This is a genomic window from Shewanella avicenniae (assembly GCF_017354945.1).
In the GTDB taxonomy this organism is placed as follows: Bacteria; Pseudomonadota; Gammaproteobacteria; order Enterobacterales; family Shewanellaceae; genus Shewanella; species Shewanella avicenniae.
In genome coordinates, this window is sequence record NZ_CP071503.1 from 2,000,656 (window position 1) to 2,019,625 (window position 18,970).

The following is an 18,970-nucleotide window of genomic DNA, read 5'->3' on the forward strand; positions in this document are numbered from 1 at the left end:
CCATTTTAACTCAGAATACGCTAAAACGCAGATTAATCGTCGTTGCTGACACCCAACAGGTTCAAAATCGCGATAAACAGGTTCAAAAAGTCGAGATACAACGAAATGGTAGCGCGAATATAGTTGGTTTCACCGCCGTTGACGATACGGCTGGTATCAAACAATATAAACCCGGTCATCAAAAGTGCAACACCTGCGTTAAGCGCCATAAATACCACTGGGCTACCCAAAAAGATGTTGATGATTGCGGCAACGATAACCACTACTAAGCCAGCAATCAAAAAGCCGCGCATAAACGAAAAGTCTTTCTTGGTGGTGACGGCATAGGCTGACAAAGCCACAAACACTGCCGCGGTTAGCCCCAGTGCTTGCATAATTAACGACGGGCCGTTGCTTAATCCCAAATAGTTGTTCAGTAGGTGGCCTAAGGAAGCGCCTTCGACACCGGTAAAGGCGAAGATCCACGCCAGACCCGCGGCTGAATCTGCCTTACGGAGAGTAACAAACAGCAGCACTAAGCCGCCGATGGATAACACTAATGACGTTAATGGAGAAATCCCTAACGCTGTAGCAAATGCAGCACAGACAGCGGAAAACGCCAGTGTCATTGCCAGCAGCATATAGGTATTACGAAGCATCTTATTGACGACTTCTGTGGATGCAGTAATTGTGTATGTTGCGTGCTGATTCATTGCAAGCTCCTATGCTACCAATGAGAATAAAATAGTTAATATTTCAGACCGATAACTCTAATCAATGTTCCCTAAATGAAACTTAAATCGGTCATCTGGGGTTGATTTTATATATGGGGTCAATTTTTAGAAAGCCAACTGTCAACTAGACGCTTATCGCGGGTTAAATAGTCAATCAACCAATTCATTGCTTCATGTTGTACGTTGCGGTTCCAAACTAATAGCGCTGGTGAATCATTAATCTGCAGATCACTGCTTTTGACGATAAGAGAACCATTGTCAACAAATGGGGCGATGAGATGGCTCGGTAAACAGCCAACAGCTAACCCATCTTTAACGCAGTTAATTGCGCGGATCCAATCCGGCACGGCCAAAGCGCGTTGGCCTGGTGCTAAACCTAACCGCGTTGCTGGATATTTTGCCGCCGTATCGCACACACATACGCCGGCATAGTTGTTCAACTTTGAATGAGTGATGTGTAGCTCTGTGGCTAACGGATGATCAGCTGCGACCACAAACTGCCAACTTAGCTCACCAATAGCGCGATGTTCATATGGACCGCCCACAGGAATATTCGACGCTGCTCCAATTGCGATATCACAACGTTGTTCATTCAGCGCCTGCCAGCAACCATTGATTTGTTCGCGATAAATATGCAATTCAACATCGGCAAACGCTTTATAAAATTCACGCACTAAATAGCTGATTCCGTCTTCTCTAACCAAACCATCGAGCGCAATGCCAATGGTTGGGCGCCAACCTTGGTTAACTGCGAGGGTAGAGTGCTTTAGCTCTGCGATTGATAACATCAGCGATTTAGCTTGGTTAACGAAGTGTTCTCCCGCTGGGGTGAGGCTGACACTGCGATGATGGCGTTCAAACAGTTCAACACCCAACTCGTCTTCAATCTGTTTCACAGCATAGCTGATCGCTGATGGCACCTTGTTAAGGTGATTGGCAGCCGAAGTAAAGCTTCCTAGCTTGGCGACCAACTCAACCAGCTCAAATGATTGCTCTGAAAGCATATGCATCCCTTTGTTGGTGTGAACATAATTCAATAGTGCAAGTTACGCAGTTATTGCGTATAACTCAAGCAATCTCGCGCTAAATTCGTGCGCTTTAGATCAATATTTCGACTTAATGTTTACGGCTTAACCACTTGATTCAATATACTAAAAAACTGGTTTACAAGCGCCACGCAAGCGGGATATTATTGCTGCCGTTCGGAGGGGTGGCAGAGTGGTTTAATGCACCGGTCTTGAAAACCGGCGTGGGCTTATCCCCACCCAGGGTTCAAATCCCTGCTCCTCCGCCATATTCTGAGAAGGCCGCTATTACTAGCGGCCTTTTTCATTTTTAGCGTTTAACACCCTTTGCAGCCGCTCAATGCCAGAACCCTGCATTTTTCGAACCTTGCTAACATCGCCAAGTTGATGACTTAATTGGCATTTTGAATATCAATTAATCACTTAAATCAATTCTTTAAAAATCCTGTTTACAAGCATTGCTCAATGCGGATATTATTCGCGGCGTTCGGAGGGGTGGCAGAGTGGTTTAATGCACCGGTCTTGAAAACCGGCGTGGGCTTATCCCCACCCAGGGTTCAAATCCCTGCTCCTCCGCCATATTCAGTACAAAAGGCTCGCTAATTAGCGAGCCTTTTGTCGTTCTAGCGCTCCAATCACGATTTCCCTCTTTTTTTGCAGTTTCTTCAACCATGTACCGGTGATGTGCAGGGATTTTTATATAAGGTTTTGATAGGCCTAATTAGTTTGTTATAACCCTGTTACATTATAAAAATAAAGCAATACAGAGGGTTACTTTTGATTGGACTGTCAGCGTGGTCTTTGCTGCCCATTATTATCACCTTAGTTGTGTCGTTGTGGACGCGTAAAGTGGTGTTGGGGTTGTTCTACGGTGTTGTTACCGGCGTCTTGATGCTTCAGGATTCATTCAATCCATTGGCACTCATCGGTGGCTTAGTTCAGTTCCATCTAGTGCCGCAAGTGATGGACAGTTACAACGCCGGTGTTTTGGTGCTGTTGGTGTTTATTGGTGGTTTTGTCGCTCTGATGGAGCAATCGGGCGGCGGGCATGCGTTTGCTGAGCGGGTGACCACTTGGGTGAAATCCCAATGGCAAGTACAAATCGCCTCTTGGTTTGGTGGGATTGTCATTTTCTTTTCCGATCTCGGTACGCCACTGATCATTGGGCCGGTATTTCGCCCGCTGTTTGACAAGCTAAAAGTGTCACGGCAAAAACTGGCATTTATCGTCGATTCCACCGCATCGCCGGTCGCTATCCTGGTGCCTTTTATTGGCTGGGGCGTATATATCATGGGTCTTATTCGCAAAGAATTAGTGCTGTATCGGCCAGAGCTGACGGAGTGGGATGCCTTTGTCGGCGCAATACCATTTCAGTTTTATGCGCTGTTAGCGGTGATTGTGGTGCCGGTGTTGGCGATTCATAAAATGGATTTTGGGCCGATGGCGCAGGCTGATCGACATGTGCAGCAGGGTACTCCGCAGGGATATACCCAAGTAAGCGTCAGTAGTTTTTCCCATCCCAACGCCAAGGCTTCCTTTGTGTGGGCGCCGTTATTAGTGATGTTAGCGGTAATTTTGTTGATGTTAGTGCCGCAGGGGTTTCCGTTACAGCAGGTGTCCGGCGCTGCGTTTCGCGCCGCATTAGCAAGCGGGTATTTTTTTGCGGCCACCACGCTGATTTTGCTGATGGCGTACCATCGAGTTCGAAAGTTGATAGAGGGCATTAATCTCTATCTGCAGGGGATGAACAATATGATGCAAATTGCCATTGTGTTGATTCTCGCTTGGACCTTAAGTGCGTTGGGTAAGGAGCTCGGTACAGCCGCTTATATCGCCGATGTTGCGAAGGCGGGTTTCCCTGCATGGTTGCTGCCAGCGGCAACGTTTCTGATCGCGGCGATTATTTCTTTCGCAACCGGCTCTTCGTGGGGAACCTTTGCGATAATGATGCCGTTGGTGCTGCCGACGGCGTTTGCCATCGATGCGCCATTATTGGTGTGTATCGGTGCTGTTTTATCGGGCGGGCTATTTGGCGACCATTGTTCGCCAATCTCGGAAACAACTGTGTTTGCATCTACAGGGGCAGGTTGCGATCAATATGAGCATTTTCGTACTCAATTGCCTTATGCATTAATGAATGGTGTGTTGGCGTTAGCGGGGTTTGTGATGAGTGGCGCGTATCCAACTCCTTATGTGCTGCTATTGGTGTTGGCGCTACAACTTATTGTGCTTACGCTGCATGCTAAGTGGAATTCACCTGCTGCTGGTTAAGGCGTTTTTACTGTATCAATAAAAAAGCGCTGCATAATTTGGCAGCGCTTTTTCTTTATTATCTATTCAATATGATGATTATTGACCATCTTCCGCAGTTAAGGTGCGTTGGGCTAAGTCAGCAGCGGATTTTTCTTGCCACACGGCCCAATATTCGATTTGTTTGGCTTTGATACTGGCCAGATTGGCTTCAAACCATGCTTCAGCTTTAGGAGACAGGCTCGCTAACTTGGTGCCTGTATTCCAATCATTGAAATCGGCACTGCTTAACGAATAGCGCGCATTCGGGTTAGCTTTGATTGGCCACATTGAAAAACGCGCTTTCCACATGCCCATCCGCGGTGTCACGATACTGTAGTAAGTTTTACCAGGGATAAGTTCGGCCTCCATAAAGTCTGCCGCTTCCGAGACCACCATAAACACGTGTTTACCCGGGGTTACCGAGTGCGCAAGTTTAGTACCGTTGTCCAGAATACCGATGAATACTGGTTCGCCACTGCTAATATCAAAAATTGAGGCACTGATTGCGGCGCCAACGAATGAATCACGCATGAATACTACTTGGGCGTGATCTGCACTTGGGCGATTGACTTCTACTTGTTTGGATACCGTCATTGGATTGCTGGCACAACCGGCAAATAACAGGGTTAAACACACGATAACGATTTTAAATGGGTTCATTAAATGTCCTTTTTTGCGTGAACTCATCCCGCAGTTGGGATTTACATCGGCTATGTTAGCGCTATTTTGTAATATTAATGAACTGTTATCGGCTTGATACTGAACCCAAACGTATAATTTTTAGGCGGCAGTAAATATTGCGGATGCGCTTTGGCCCCCCAACTATCATCGCCGCCGACGCCGCTCTGCTGATAATCAATATTCACTAGGGTAAGTTGACGTTTTGGCAAGTCGATATAATGCCGCTGCGCCTTGGTTTGCCCAGCATCAAAATCACGATTCAGTCGGTGGTGAGCACTAAAATCAAAGGTCGCAGGTGTGCTTCTGTCGAGCTTAGCGGAGAACTGCAACCCTAGGCCTTGAACATTAGTAAAACGACTCCAGCGCACATCACTACGATTACCGTTTTCTTGCGGACGAATATAGTCAAAACCTAAGTCAGTAACAGACGAGTGATAACGGCCGATAAAGGCTGCTGACTTACGGTCTTGATAATTCTCGAACGGACCGCGTCCATAATAATCAACCTGATTAAACGCGAAGGGCAGTTGTAAGCTGGTGCCAATTCGCGGTAATTCAGGTAGCTCGATCGCACTTGATTGCAACGGCAATACAAAGGTTAGGTCAATTTCGCCATTACTCGTGATTTGATAAGTGGCAGTCACTGTTGCCACGTCATCCAGCTTAATCTGCTGTTGTAATATGAGGCGATTTTTTTGCTGCTGAATAACGGTTGCGCCTAAGCCTCGTTGCTCAGCAGTGAGTTTTTGCCAAAGCTGAGCTCTTTGCTGAAAACGGCTGCCGAAATCGTTATCTGTAGGCGCACGCCAAAAATTGAGTGTAAGCGGTTGCGCCAACAGTTGTGTATTGCCTGTTTCAATCCCAGCCAAAAAGCCTGCAGCATCAAAATGGATGCGGGTGTCGCGGGTATAAATGGTGATGCCATCATCAGTTGCTTTATAACGCAGTTGCTCAGGTTGCGTTGCAACGCTGGTATCACCGCCTGGTTCAATGTTTGCAGCCTGCTGTAGTGCAATTTGCTCACTGGCTAGTACAGTGCCTGCCGCGATTAAGCCATTGTCAGTTTTGCTTTTGGCGTAAAACTCAATAAAGCGCTCTTTGCCGCCAGTGTTTTCAGGTAAATCCTCCATTGAAAACTCAATGGTTTGCTGCGGTTTCGCCGCGAGTGATAACACGCCATCTAAAGTCGGCATACCATCTTCAACGAGTCGCCATTCGATGTTATAGCCACTCAAATCCACGAAGAAGTTTTCGTTGTAGAGCGAAAAGGTATTGTTGCGAATGTGGCTAAAATGAAGGTCTTGATAAACCTTTTTTACTTCAAACAGCGCCGGGTGAGGGCTGCGGTCTGGGTTGACTAATCCATTGAGACAAAAGTTGTCGTCATTACGAACGCCTTTAGGCTCAAAGTCGCCGCCATAGCCCCAATAGCTTTTATTAACGTCTGTTTCCTTTTGCTGTTTAACGAGTCCTTGATCGACCCAATCCCAAATAAAACCGCCTTGAAATTGCGTTTCGCGGCGGACCATCTGCCAATCTTCTAGTAAGTTGCCGCTGCTGTTGCCCATCGCATGCGCATATTCAATCCAGATAAAAGGCCGCTCAGGTTTGCTATCCAAATAGTGTTGAATAGCATCTAAGCCTGCATACATCCAACTGTAGATATCGGTATGCCACTGATGAAAGTCCGTCGGATGCCGTTCGGCACGTTCATATTGCACTAAGCGCGAGTTATCGCGTTGTTTAATCCAATGATAACCATTGATAAATGCGGGTCCATCACCGGCTTCATTGCCGAGAGACCAAAATATGATGGAAGGGTGGTTTTTATCGCGTTCGACCATCCGCTGAATCCGATCTAGGTGCATCGGCTCAAACTCAGCTTTATTGGCGAGGGTTTTATCTGAATCATAGCCAAAGCCATGAGTTTCGATATTCGCTTCGTCGATAACATAAATGCCGTATTTGTCGGCAAGCTGGTAAAAATAGGGATCATTCGGGTAGTGAGAGGTGCGAACCGCATTAATGTTGTTTTGTTTAAACATTTTAATATCTTGCAGCATGGATTCACGGCTTACTACATGCGCTTCATATTGATCATGTTCATGGCGGTTAACGCCTTTAAATAACACCGGCTGGCCATTGACTAATACTTGGCCATTGGCTAGTTCCACCTGCCGAAAGCCAATTTTGCTGGCGATAAACTGTGGCTCAGTTTTTGGTGTATGGATAGACAGCACGAGATCATACAGATTTGGGGTCTCGGCACTCCATGCGGCCACATTTTCCACGGTGACTGGCAATTGAATGGTTTGATTGCGGTTGGCGTCAAGCGACAGCGATTGTTTTAGCTGTTTCACAAGCACATGTTGTGCGTCAAACAGTTGGAGGGACACTTCAACCGCATCAACCGGTTTGTCCAAGCTATTACTTAGTTCAACTTCGAGCGCTAACTCGCCATCTTGGTAATGATTCGTCAACCCCGTCTTCGCAAAATAATCGCGAATATGAACTGAGTTTTGTTGGTAAAGGTAGACGTCACGTTCAATGCCACTAACACGCCAAAAGTCCTGATCTTCAAGGTAACTGCCATCACTAAAGCGCAGCACTTTAACCGCCAAGGTGTTGTTCCCTTGGGTTAAATACTCTGTCACATCAAATTCCGTCGGCGTTTTACTGCCCTCGCTATAACCAACAAATTTTCCGTTCAGCCAACAATAAAAAGCTGAATTAACCGCACCAAAATGCAGGATTTGCCTCATTTCAGTCTGTAAATTGTTCACGGAAAACTGATGAACATAGGCGCCTGTTGGATTGTGATCTGCGGGCACATAAGGAGGATTCATCGGGAACGGATAGCCGTTATTGACGTAATTCGGGTAATCCTCGCCATGCATTTGCCAATCGGCAGGGACAGGCATAGTACGCCAATTCGCAACTTCGTCACTCTGCCAAAACTGTTCAGGTACGGCTTTAGGATTTGGGTAGAGCTTGAATTGCCATTGACCATTGAGCGATTGATAGTAGGCAGATGTTGACTGCTCATTCGCGACAGCTTTTGCTAAGTTGTCATAAGGAATAAAGCTGGCTTTGGGCGCTAAGCTATTGATGCGAAATACACTCAAGTCTTCGTACGCGGGTAATTCAACAGGCGTGCTGTTAACTGCAGTGCTAAATAAACTGCCGCAACAGAGCAGCAAGCAGGCAAGATGTTTTGACATAAAAAATCCCAACCAAGAAAACACACGGTTGCCTAAGTAGCAGAGCCTTAGGCAACCGGAGAAAATTATCGTGGAAGCAATCTGTGATTATTTAACACCACAGCTTGGACTTGCCAATTGTTTCATCAATTTTGGTGACGCCCATGTTTTCCAATCTGGTTTTAATAAACCATAGGTTTCAACATCACCTTCAGTACGGCTATATCCCATCATTTGCTCGCCATTTAATGGCCAGTATGCCCAACTCGCGGTCGCGTCTGCGGGGAGTGAACAGATGTAATTTGCGAATGCTTCTACAAATTGGTAACGGTCTTCTGGACAGCGTTGGCCATCTTTTCCGGTTTGGGTGCAGCCGCCCCATTCACTTAAATACAGTGGGGCAGTATAGGGTTGGTTAGGTTCAAGGATGAAGCCCCAAAGTTGATAGGCATTTTCGGCAAATGCGGCTGGGTCGGTTAAATCCTTAGCTGGATGGTTCCACACATAATCATGTGCGACATAAACCAATTTATTGGCAGCGTTCAGCTTAACTGGACTGGCCTTGATATCGGCTAAATCTGTTTGCCAACGTAAGCCACCTATCATGATGAGTAAAGCAGGATTTTGTTGATGGATAAGATTCGCAACTTTTGTCGCAGCGGCCTTCCAATCGGTTTTCGGGTTGCCATCTCCCCACGTTGGTTCAAGGTCGAGTTGCTTGTCTGGACGAACTTCATTACGCAACTCTGCCGCGATGACGAACTTCCGATCACGATAGCGTTTGGCCATCAATTGCCAATGTTCAAAATAGCTTTCTGGGCTGTAGTCTTTGGAATACCACAAACCGTCGCCGTGTATATCGTCACAGCACCAATCGCCGCGGCTACGATGATTATCCAAAATCACCATCAATCCAGCGTTACCCAACGCATCAATAATATTATCAAACACCATTAAGGCCGATTTGCCTTGCAGCTTGGGGTTAGCTTTCAATAAGCGCGTTTCGATCAGTGGATTTTTTGCCACCATTTCATTCGCCCACGGTAAGCGCACTGAATTGAATCCGGCTTGTTTTATTAGGCTGATAAGATCTGCCAGCGGTTGTTTATCTAAGCCACCCGGCGTTAATGCGGCTGATTCACCACCAAACCAGTTAACGCTCTTGAGAACGACCTTGCAGCCTTGGGAATCACGAATAAATTGCTGATCTGTATGAAGCGGATAAGCCACAGTATCGCAATTGGCGAAACTTAATAATGGGCAGAACAGCAGGCCAGTACCTAGGTAAATTGGGCGTAATACTCGAGCTAACATTGTCACTCCTTGGCAGATGGAAATCTTAAACAACGCACTGTTTGCCTAAATATTGCGGTAACGTCATTTTAAAGTGCGTTTTGGTTAATCGATTTTTAACCAATAATTACATAGATTTCGGACAATGTCGGCGTATTTGTATTACTTTTGTGAAGGCAAGATTCAGAACACAGCAACGCTGGATAGGATATGGTTGTTCTATTGAGGAGTACTCATGTGCTGCTAGAAACTGCAAAACTGTAACCAAAAACGGTACTAACCCATAGCAGCGCAGCGGCTGTAATGAATCCCCGGTATCAGCCAAGCAGAAAACTCTTTTGGAGGAAGGGGCTTAGAGTGCAGATAGCCCTGTACCTGATCACAGCCTAATGTGGCAAGATAAGATTGCTCCTCAGCGGTTTCAACGCCTTCTGCTATTGTTTTGATTTTAAGTGCTTTGGCCATCGCAATGATGGCAGTGGTAATCCCTTGTTTGGTTTCGGTGGTTTCAATGTTTGAAATAAAAGCTCGGTCGATTTTGAGCGTGGAAATCGGCATTGTGTGCAGATAGGACAAACTTGAGTAGCCTGTACCAAAGTCATCGATTGACATCGAAATGCCCAATTTACGCAGTTCAGTCATTACCGCTTGTGTTTTTTTAATGTCGCCTAACGCTACGCGCTCGGTAATTTCAAATTCGAGTAAATCGCCGCGAATGCCAGACTCAGCTAACAGTGTGGCAACATCGTCGACAAAATGGTTTCGCGTGAATGTTGGCATTGAAAGGTTAACGGCAATCGGCACTAACGGCAGTTTGAGTCGTTGCCATTCAGTAAGTTGCGACACCACAGCTTTTAGCACCCACCAATCTAATTGAATAATTTGGCCACTACGCTCTGCAAGCGGAATAAACCGATCTGGACTGACAAAGCCTAACTCTGGATGATTCCAACGAACTAGTGCTTCGCCACCAACAAATTGCTGCCGTTTGATTTCCATTTTTGGCTGGAACACCAGTGATAATTCATTATGATCAAGTGCATAGGCTAATTCAGTTTTCAGTGCCAAGCTTTCATAGACATCTTGATTAATTGTTTTACTGGCGAATACAAATGAGGTGCGGTTATTTGTTTTTGCCGCAAATAACGCACTATCAGCACGACTCGCCAATTCATCGAGTGAATCATCATGATTCAATGCAACTGAAATGCCGATACTACAACTCAAACTAATCGGCTTAAAATGCACGAAGTAGTGCGATTTCATCAAATCTAAAATTCGTTCAATTAAAAGCAAGGTATCGTCAGGGTGATACTCGGTAACCAGTGCAAAAACATCACCGCTAAAACGGTAAAGTAGCCCATCTTGGGCTACATGTTTTGCCAGCCTATCAGCAACGGCTTTTAAAACATCGTCACCAAAATTGTGCCCAAGTGCCTCATTAATATGTTTGAAATCATCCAGATCAATCAGCATCACCGATAGCTGCCGAGTGGTAACATCATCCTGAAGAAACTCGTTGAAGTCGGCTTGAAGTTTGGCGCGATTAGGTAAACCTGTGAGCGGGTCGTAAAAGTTCAAACGGTTGATAGACGCTTCTTTGGCTTTGAGCGCGGTAATGTCTTCCATCAATGCCGCATAGAAAATTGGGTTTCCTTGGGTGTCTTTAATCGTCGATATGGTGCCGCGTTGCGTGTACGGAGTGCCATCCTTAGTTTTATTAACAAATTCACCGCTCCAAAACTCATTGGTTTTCAGGGTTTGCCACAAGGTGCGATAGAAGTCTTTGCATTGCTGTCCAGAACTGAGCATTTTGGGATTGTTGCCAATGGCTTCTTGCTCTGTATAGCCGGTAATACGAGTAAACGATTGGTTAACCCGAACGATTTTGCCATGTAAGTCAGTAATGACCACCGCTTCACGGGCATTGTTGAGTACTTGGTCGGAAAGCCCTAACTGAAATTTGCGCAAATCATCACTAATTCGGTAACTAATTTTACTGGCAGTACCAGAAAAATAATGGCTAATGTTGGCGTCGGGCGTCATTCGCTTAAGCAAATTATTACCGCTGACTTCCATGATTGCGCACAGGCTGTGTTGCTTATAAATGGCAAAATACACCGAGGGATGACATTTTGAGCGAATGGTGCATGACGCACATTTCTCCAATAAAATTTGTGAATGTTGCTGTTGTGGCACTAATGAATTGGCCTGCGCTACTACTCGATTCAACTTCTCATCATGAGTGGCTGAAATATCATGTAACTGGTGAAACTGCACAAAAATTTGATAGCGAGAAAAGGGTTTGAAGGCCTCAGCAATGCTACTTAGCGTCTCCTCATAGCCAAGATCTTCTTCAAACAAAATTCGATTAACTTCAAATTGAACATCGTTTTTGCAGCGATGATATTTGGCGTTAAATTTTAAAAGAAAATCTTGTAGCATGCCCTTGGCCCTATTCGTCCGTGTTAGGTGTTTAATTAATGTATTGCGTGATTAGCTGACTTTAAATCCAGAAATCGAGTTCTGTAATTGAGTGCCCAGTGCCGCAAGCCGTTCCGCTGCGGCGGAGGTTTCCTGAGATGAGGCCGCGGTTTGGTCGGAAATCTCATTCACCTCAACGATACGACGATTGATCTCTTCTGCAACAACACTTTGCTCTTCTGCCGCTGTCGCAATCTGTTGATTCATCTGTTGCACGTCATTCACTGCGTTGGCAATCCGAGTAAACATTTCGCCGACATTACCCGCGTTAAGCGCATTCGCCATTGCGATTTCACGGCTACTGGCCATGCGTTGTAATGCCAGTGCTGACTCTGATTGTAGTGACTGAATCATGTTCTCAATTTCAGAGGTAGAATGTTGAGTGCGTTGGGCAAGATTGCGGACTTCATCAGCGACTACCGCAAATCCGCGACCCGCTTCGCCAGCGCGAGCAGCTTCAATTGCCGCATTAAGCGCCAGCAGGTTAGTTTGCTCAGCAACTGTTTTGATAACTTCTAATACGCCACCAATGCTATCGGTTTGTTTGGCGAGCACATCCATTGCTGAAGACGTTTTATCGACTTCCTGGGTTAAACTTTCCACGATTCGACGCGCCTCAACGATGGCTTGATCGCCAAGTTCAGTTTCGTTTTGCGCATTAGTCGTCGCTTCTGCGGCATGTTCTGCATTACGGGCAACGTCATGCACTGTTGTGGTCATTTCGTTCATTGCCGCAGCAACTTGCTCAATCTCGGCGTGTTGCTTGTTCATGCCTTGTTGGTTTTGCTCAGTCACTGCCGATAGTTGTGAGGCCGCGGATGATAATTCAGCAATTCCGGCAGCCACATTACTAATAATCTCTTTAAGCGAACGTGTCATGTTACCGATTGCGCTTTGTAATTGGCCCACTTCATCTTTTCGATTAGCAACTAGCTGATGAGATAAATCACCGTTTGCAATTCGCGCCGCTGCTGCCACTAACTCGTGAAGGGGCGTAGCTATCTGTTTAGTGATATTGACTGAGGCGAAAATACCAATGATCAAGGAGGCGGCTGTTGCCACAAGGAGTAGGGTAGAGGCAGCAGAAACAGTAGATTCCAAAGTGTGTTGCTGGGTAGATTCTAATTTATCAACACTGCTACGTAATTTACTCGCAACGCTTGAGTATCTGTCGGTCACCCCATCCATAGTGACATCAAGCTGTACCAAATTATTAAATAGTTGCTTAAGCGTTTGTTGCTCACTAATGATAGATTGGACATTCACCCCGTTGATGGCACTCAGTAATTCAATTGATTGATCTAAATAGCGTTGAACGGTGGAATTTGCCGTATGGTCAGACGTCCCTGATTTTAGCCAACTGCGAGCAAGTTTATCGATTTGTACCATGTTGATGGAGACAGTTTTTAAGTTAGAACTTAACTGCCATGCGTTCACATCAGTTATGGCTTGAGTCTCAATCTGTTGAGTTACTGACGACAAGCTATCGATGGTAGAGGCCGTAATTGTTGCCGCTTTGTTCATGTTGTCAGCTTTTTGATCGACTAACAGCGTGAGCTCATTAAAGATATTTTTGTACTCAGACAGGGCGCTCAAGGCATCTTCAACCAAGACCACATCATCAGCGCTAGTTGAGTCGGCATTGACTTGCTTGAGAATTGATTTCATTTGTTCAATATCATCGGCAAGTGAGTTTTTATGCTCAGCATTCATGGTTCTGAGATAGTTTTCTCTGGTTGCCTTAGCTTCAGATATCACTTTATTAAGCGATTGTATGGATGACATCTTAGTGCTGTTATTCACGATATGATGCATGCCAAACCAACCTGAAAGGGTAAGCACCATGCTCAGTAGGATTAGGGTGCCAAAGCCCAAGCTCATTTTAGTTGATATTGATAGATTATTCATAGTTCCCTGCTTTTTAGTCACTATCCTGTTGGGTTGAAAATTTGATTCTATTTTAATTATTTAAGGCGTTTAACCAATAAAAACGTCAAAAATACTATCTTATGACATTATTTTGACGTGTTAACGGAAAAATGGCAGTGTTTAATAGTGCTTACTTTATTAAGAGATGCATTATTAACACATCTAATAAATGATACAATTGAATATGTATTCATTTTTTTGATCGCGGCTAATATTTAGTTACATTTTTAAAATAGATCACAATTTGTACTGAATTGTGCTGCGCAGCCATACGACATTTAGAAATGAGTAAGGCGGTCTCATTGACTACAAACAAATGCCAATGCTGCTAAACCACACTCAGTGATATGTAAAGTTAACCATGAACAGACCATAAAAGAGTGATAGGCCTGACGCGCGGTACCAGCGCAAAGAGTTTTGCTACTTAAGGCTGCGCATCATTTAATTTAAAATGTATTGGCTGTGAGTCACTTCACCAGTAACAACGCTGGGGCAACATGCCAAACCGATAAAAGCATTGCAGCGACGTGTTCTTAGTTGGTGTCTGTCCTAGACTGATGAGCAGTTTGACCGATGATCCGTTTGACGATAGTTAGGCGGCGGACATCAGACTAAGGCTATCTAAATAAGAATATCTCAGTATAAACATCCGATTCGTTTACCGGTCAGTTCCAACAGGATTGCTTTCATCAATCTATCGTAACTGTTAAATTCCGGATTCAAGTGGTTTGGACTGCATGGAATGAGAATAGGCATCCAATCCCGCAAACTATCAATTGGCAAGTACGATTATGGATAATTGGATGCTGTTAATCAGCGAGAGGTTCGTTCGAAACACCAGCGGAAATCCCGAGGGGACACATCAACAATTATTACAACTTTCCACAAAAATTGTATTTAACATAATATACATTGTGCGCAGTTGGATGTGATGCTGTGTGGCTGCTTGAGGTTTGAGCTGTGTGATTGGCTTAATCAGAAACCAAAGGCGTTATTTTGGTAATGTACTTTTTTATCAGCAAGATGCAACTAATGCCATTTGGTCTATCAACGCCAATACCTGTCCTAATTATGAATCAACTGAACCGCAAAGTGATCATGCAACGCAACATACCGCATATCGTTATTGCTGATAACCTGGCTTCCGCAAAGTCTGTGCAAATGCAACTCTGTCCAAGTTTTATTGTGGCAGTTACTCAAACCACGTGTTATTTATCGCTGTTATTTAGCTCTTGCGGAGATTTTTTAATAATCACCAAACAGCTGCTTAATCCGTACTGCACTGGTTAGACGCTAACAAGATCAAACGATGTGATAAACGCTGAGTAAAGCTTGTTGATTATCGATGTCAGAACGATACCCATGAGCCAAACCGTAATTGACCATAATCTCAATGGGACATTGAACCTAATTATTTCATGCTTGCTTGGTTCAACGTCATTATTCGTTGCGATTGTATCGGTACAACGCTAATCGGCTGTTATTGGCAAACGTGTTTTGAATGGGCGCGACCCAGAGTTAATACTGCCTGTTCAGAATACTTTGGAATTTCGCTCGTAACTGCTTTACTTGGGCGGTATTACTGACAGCTGCCAAAGTATTTGCTGAGGTATTAGAACGTGCTAACAGTTACACCAATTCGTTCAATATCAATATTAGCAGTCAGGCTGTTTGTTTGAGAATTACGTTCTTGGTTAAGAGTAATAAATTACAGGCTATCAATTAGTTGAACGAATACCCGACCAATTATGTGAACTGATATTTTTGCCGATAATCGAGGTTATCGGCAAAAATGTGGTACACTTTGCTTTACTTAACCTTTGTCATTTTTTGCTATGGAACTGCAATTACAACCTTTATTTGCCGGCGACCATAACAGCGATATCGAACTTTCGCTCGTGTCTTATCATCAAACTGATGGTGTGTTTAATCAGGTGGATGCTGCGCTATTGGAATATCAAGAAGCCTGCCGCTTTCTGCGTGGCGTGCAAAATCGCCCTAATACATTTAGGAGCTACCGCCGTGATGTTGAAAAGCTGTTGCTTTGGTCTTGGTTTATCAAGCAAGCGTCGGTCACAACATTACGCCCGAGCGACCTATTAGATATGGTGCGGTTTTATACCAATCCACCCCCGGTGTGGTGTAATGCCAATCAAATCAAACGGTTTATTGATCATACGATCAATCCTGCTTGGCGACCTTGCATAGCAAACCGCCCTGCACCCACGCAAAGCTCGATTAAAGCAATGTTGGCATCGATCAGCGCCTTCTACCAATTTTTGGTGGATGATGCTGAAATTGCTATGGGAAATCCGGCGTTATCTGCGCGCAAACGCAGTATTGCCAGTGCCGCGCCGACCCAAGAGATTTCAACAAAACTGTTCACGGCAACGCAGGTGCAATATCTCACCTTGGCCTCGCGTAATATGGCGCAACTCAACCCGATAAAATGGGCTAAAGCACGTTTTGCTGTGGCGCTGCTATTTCATCGCTATTTGCGTATTTCCGAAATCTCTCGTCATACAGTTCGTGGCTGGCAAAGCTATACCCCGACGATGGGCTGCTTTCAACGCGTATCGGGCAACTGGTTTTTTCATATCCCCGCGGGCACTAGTAAAAATAATAAAAGTGATTTGATTACGGTGCCGCCAGAATTGTTAGAAGAACTTAAGCTTTATCGCCGTCAAATCGCTGCGCAAACCGGTTTAGCATTGCCGGATTTGCCCGCACCAGAAGAATCGATTCCACTGCTGCCAAAGATTCTGGTTAATGGTCAGATCCGTGACGGTCTATCGGTACGAGCTGTACGTTATCTAATGCAGGAAGTATTTGATTTTGCGGCGGAGCTGCTATTAAAAGATGCGCAAAAATCACCTGACAGTGAAGAACTCATCGCAGAAGCTCACGGAATGAAGGCCGCTACCGTACATTGGTTGCGTCATAGTGGGATTTCGACCGATTTGGCTGAAGGCCGTAATACCGTACATGTTCGCGATGACGCACGCCATGTGGATCTGTCTACTACCAACATTTATACCCATACTGACCTTCAAGATCGCGCGGCATCTGCAAAGCATAAGCATCGAATGGACAAATAACGATGCAAAGTTAATCCGTCGATTGGCAGATCAATGGCTCGTGGAATCCCGCCACTTGGACGATGGCAATATTGCTGGCTCGCTCTAGACTGATGAGCGCAGATATCTGTTGTACATCTGCTGGGTTATTCCAAGTTAATGTTTCGCCCAAAAGCACCAGATAAGGCGATAGAGTCAGAATTTGACTTTTACCGGCCCAACAACCGCTATACATGCAAATTTGCGTATTGCCTTCATCATTAAAGCTGACATCCGCAGGGGTAAATTGCTCATTGCTATCCATGACGGCATTGCATCCTGCGGCATGGCAAGTTACCTCAATGTCGTTATGGCATTGCCAACTTGTGGCCTGAGTCAAAAACGACACTGATAAGGCCAAGCTAACAATAAATGCTAAAGAACAAATTTTCATGGTAACGATGACTTTATCTGAAAAGTTGCAGCTTTAATTTTGCCAAGCGCTCGACTGCTATCTGCAAATTGTCTAAGGAGTTTGAGGTAGAAAATCGCACAAATCTGTCAGTATCGGCATTGCCAAAATCGCGCCCAGGGGTAATCGCCACATGACAGCGTTGCATAATTTCAAACGCAAACTCCCAACTTGATGGCAGTTTGAGAGCTTCGCTCCATGCTTGGCAATCTACCCAAGCGTAAAAAGCGCCATCTGGCATCACCGGAACGTTTAAACCTAGTTCGTTTAACGCTGGGATCACCCAGTCGCGACGCCGCCGATATTCTGCGCGCCGCTGCTCATATTCCTCGAGGCTCTCTTGCTCAAAACAGGCAATACCCGCATATTGAGAAATGGCACTTGGGCAGATAAAAAAGTTTTGCGCCAACTTCTCAATGGTTCTGACCAGGCGTTCAGGCACGACCATCCACCCCAGTCGCCAGCCAGTCATTGAAAAATACTTCGAAAAGCTATTGATACTGATAATGTCGTCGTCCAATGCCAGTGCCGATTGACCGAACTCTGCGTTATAGCTCAATCCAAGATAGAGCTCATCGACGATGGTGAATCCCTTTTTTGACTTAACAAATTGATGAATAGCCGCCAACTCTTGGGGCACAATTGATGTGCCGGTGGGATTTGATGGCGAAGCGATTAACACCCCTTTGGTATTGTCTTGCCAATGTGCTGCGACTTTTTGTTGCGATAACTGAAAGCGTTCTGCCGCAGTTGTCGGAATTAACGAGGCAATCCCTCCAACACTGGTCACAAAGTGTCGATTACAGGGATAACAAGGATCGGGCATCATCACTTCATCGCCCTCTTCTATTAACGCTGAACAGATGAGCTGCAATGCTGCCGATGCACCCGCAGTGATTACGATGCGTTCCTTCGGTACCTTGAGTTTAAATCTCGTGGTATACCAGTCACTGATACGCTCTCGCAGTTGTTCTAACCCAAGCGCTGCGGTGTATTGCGTTTTGCCTTGGCGAATAGCCGCAATAGCCGCCTGTTGAACTCGCTCTGGTGCCGTGAAATCAGGCTCGCCTAAGGTTAAATGGATCATGGCAGGGTCTGACGCTAACAACGAATGTTCAATTTCTGCTGCGCGCTTGGCAACTTCCATCACATAAAAAGGTTCAATTTGGTGCGTTCGCTGGGCAGGTTTCATCGGCAGTCCTCTTACTTTTATTGGTATCATGTTAACCCCTCACGTGACTCAGGTTAAGTCACGGTGTTCAAACAACACGCCCAAGCGATTGAAACGATAGAAAAGGCATGGTTCGGTTAGTGTTTCTTCAGTTATCGAGTCCATAAATCTGCATGGAAGGCGAATGGCTAACCAACCGAAGTGACACTACGTGTGCTCGAAAGCTAATTAAGCTATTTGGTGACTGGAAATGGTGATGTGTCAGAAGTAATATTCAACCTGTGTCATATAAAGGACGATGTTGCTAATGAGCATGATGTACGTGCTATTACCGCTGATAATGCTAGTGATATTGCTGGCACTTGGCGCGCTATTTTGGTTATCCAAAGCCTCATTAAGCCAAAAGCATGGCGAACAACATCAAGACACTGCCAACAAAGCCACTGATGATGACTCACCTTCCAATCCACCTGCTTAATATTATTCTCACTCAGTCCTTCTAACAGTTAACCCCAACAAATCGCTTTTTTGTACATGAGCTTTTAACCTCAAGTTTTTGCCATAAAATCAAGTGCGATGATACGTTTTGAGGCAAACGACAAGTTTTTTTGATCTGGCTCAAGTCTTTGGTGGTAAGGTAAATGAAACAAAGTT

General features: G+C 45.2%; 12 protein-coding genes and 2 tRNA genes. 5 read left to right on the forward strand and 9 right to left on the reverse strand.

The genetic code is table 11. The annotated features are described in order from the left end of the window. Positions 1-32 precede the first annotated feature (32 nt). Together JYB87_RS08870 and punR are read right to left on the reverse strand one after the other, a co-directional pair. Positions 33-692, reverse strand: coding sequence for a Bax inhibitor-1/YccA family protein (locus JYB87_RS08870; RefSeq protein ID WP_207356479.1), 660 nt, complete (start codon positions 690-692; stop codon positions 33-35). A 119-nt stretch (positions 693-811) separates the two neighbouring features. After that, positions 812-1,717, reverse strand: a complete 906-nt coding sequence (gene punR, locus JYB87_RS08875; RefSeq protein WP_207356480.1) for a DNA-binding transcriptional activator PunR — start codon at positions 1,715-1,717, stop codon at positions 812-814. Between the two features lie 200 nt (positions 1,718-1,917). Here punR and JYB87_RS08880 point away from each other — a divergent pair. The 3 genes from JYB87_RS08880 to JYB87_RS08890 all read left to right on the forward strand — a co-directional run bounded on the left by JYB87_RS08880 (position 1,918) and on the right by JYB87_RS08890 (position 4,009). Beyond that, a tRNA-Ser gene (locus JYB87_RS08880) sits at positions 1,918-2,007 on the forward strand. 220 nt (positions 2,008-2,227) lie between these two features. Continuing rightward, positions 2,228-2,317 (forward strand) — tRNA-Ser (locus tag JYB87_RS08885). 198 nt (positions 2,318-2,515) lie between these two features. Continuing rightward, the gene (locus JYB87_RS08890; RefSeq protein ID WP_207356481.1) at positions 2,516-4,009 is read left to right on the forward strand and encodes a Na+/H+ antiporter NhaC family protein; all 1,494 of its coding nucleotides are present in this window, start codon (positions 2,516-2,518) and stop codon (positions 4,007-4,009) included. 78 nt (positions 4,010-4,087) lie between these two features. Here the strand turns inward: JYB87_RS08890 and JYB87_RS08895 are convergent, their stop codons facing one another. The 5 genes from JYB87_RS08895 to JYB87_RS08915 all read right to left on the reverse strand — a co-directional run bounded on the left by JYB87_RS08895 (position 4,088) and on the right by JYB87_RS08915 (position 13,596). Further along, the gene (locus JYB87_RS08895; protein ID WP_207356482.1) at positions 4,088-4,690 is read right to left on the reverse strand and encodes a hypothetical protein; all 603 of its coding nucleotides are present in this window, start codon (positions 4,688-4,690) and stop codon (positions 4,088-4,090) included. Between the two features lie 74 nt (positions 4,691-4,764). Continuing rightward, on the reverse strand, positions 4,765-7,932 hold the full coding sequence (locus tag JYB87_RS08900; protein WP_207356483.1) for a glycoside hydrolase family 2 TIM barrel-domain containing protein: 3,168 nt from the start codon (positions 7,930-7,932) through the stop codon (positions 4,765-4,767). A gap of 87 nt (positions 7,933-8,019) precedes the next feature. Continuing rightward, positions 8,020-9,225, reverse strand: a complete 1,206-nt coding sequence (locus JYB87_RS08905) for a glycoside hydrolase family 5 protein (RefSeq protein WP_207356484.1) — start codon at positions 9,223-9,225, stop codon at positions 8,020-8,022. Between the two features lie 255 nt (positions 9,226-9,480). Further along, positions 9,481-11,649 (reverse strand): putative bifunctional diguanylate cyclase/phosphodiesterase, encoded by a 2,169-nt coding sequence (locus JYB87_RS08910; RefSeq protein ID WP_207356485.1) that lies wholly within the window; start codon positions 11,647-11,649, stop codon positions 9,481-9,483. Between the two features lie 51 nt (positions 11,650-11,700). Then, entirely contained in the window at positions 11,701-13,596 is a 1,896-nt protein-coding gene (locus JYB87_RS08915) for a HAMP domain-containing methyl-accepting chemotaxis protein (protein ID WP_207356486.1), read from the reverse strand. Between the two features lie 1,856 nt (positions 13,597-15,452). Here JYB87_RS08915 and JYB87_RS08920 point away from each other — a divergent pair. Continuing rightward, positions 15,453-16,715, forward strand: coding sequence for a tyrosine-type recombinase/integrase (locus tag JYB87_RS08920; protein ID WP_207356487.1), 1,263 nt, complete (start codon positions 15,453-15,455; stop codon positions 16,713-16,715). 10 nt (positions 16,716-16,725) lie between these two features. On the opposite strand, the gene JYB87_RS08925 is transcribed toward JYB87_RS08920, so the two are convergent. Continuing rightward, positions 16,726-17,127 (reverse strand): hypothetical protein, encoded by a 402-nt coding sequence (locus JYB87_RS08925; protein ID WP_207356488.1) that lies wholly within the window; start codon positions 17,125-17,127, stop codon positions 16,726-16,728. A 13-nt stretch (positions 17,128-17,140) separates the two neighbouring features. After that, positions 17,141-18,337, reverse strand: a complete 1,197-nt coding sequence (locus JYB87_RS08930; RefSeq protein ID WP_207356489.1) for a pyridoxal phosphate-dependent aminotransferase — start codon at positions 18,335-18,337, stop codon at positions 17,141-17,143. A gap of 286 nt (positions 18,338-18,623) precedes the next feature. Between JYB87_RS08930 and JYB87_RS08935 the strand changes: the two genes are divergently transcribed. Beyond that, positions 18,624-18,794 carry a hypothetical protein gene (locus JYB87_RS08935; RefSeq protein ID WP_207356490.1) on the forward strand — a complete coding sequence of 57 codons (171 nt, stop codon included), beginning with the start codon at positions 18,624-18,626 and terminating at the stop codon, positions 18,792-18,794. Positions 18,795-18,970 lie beyond the last annotated feature (176 nt).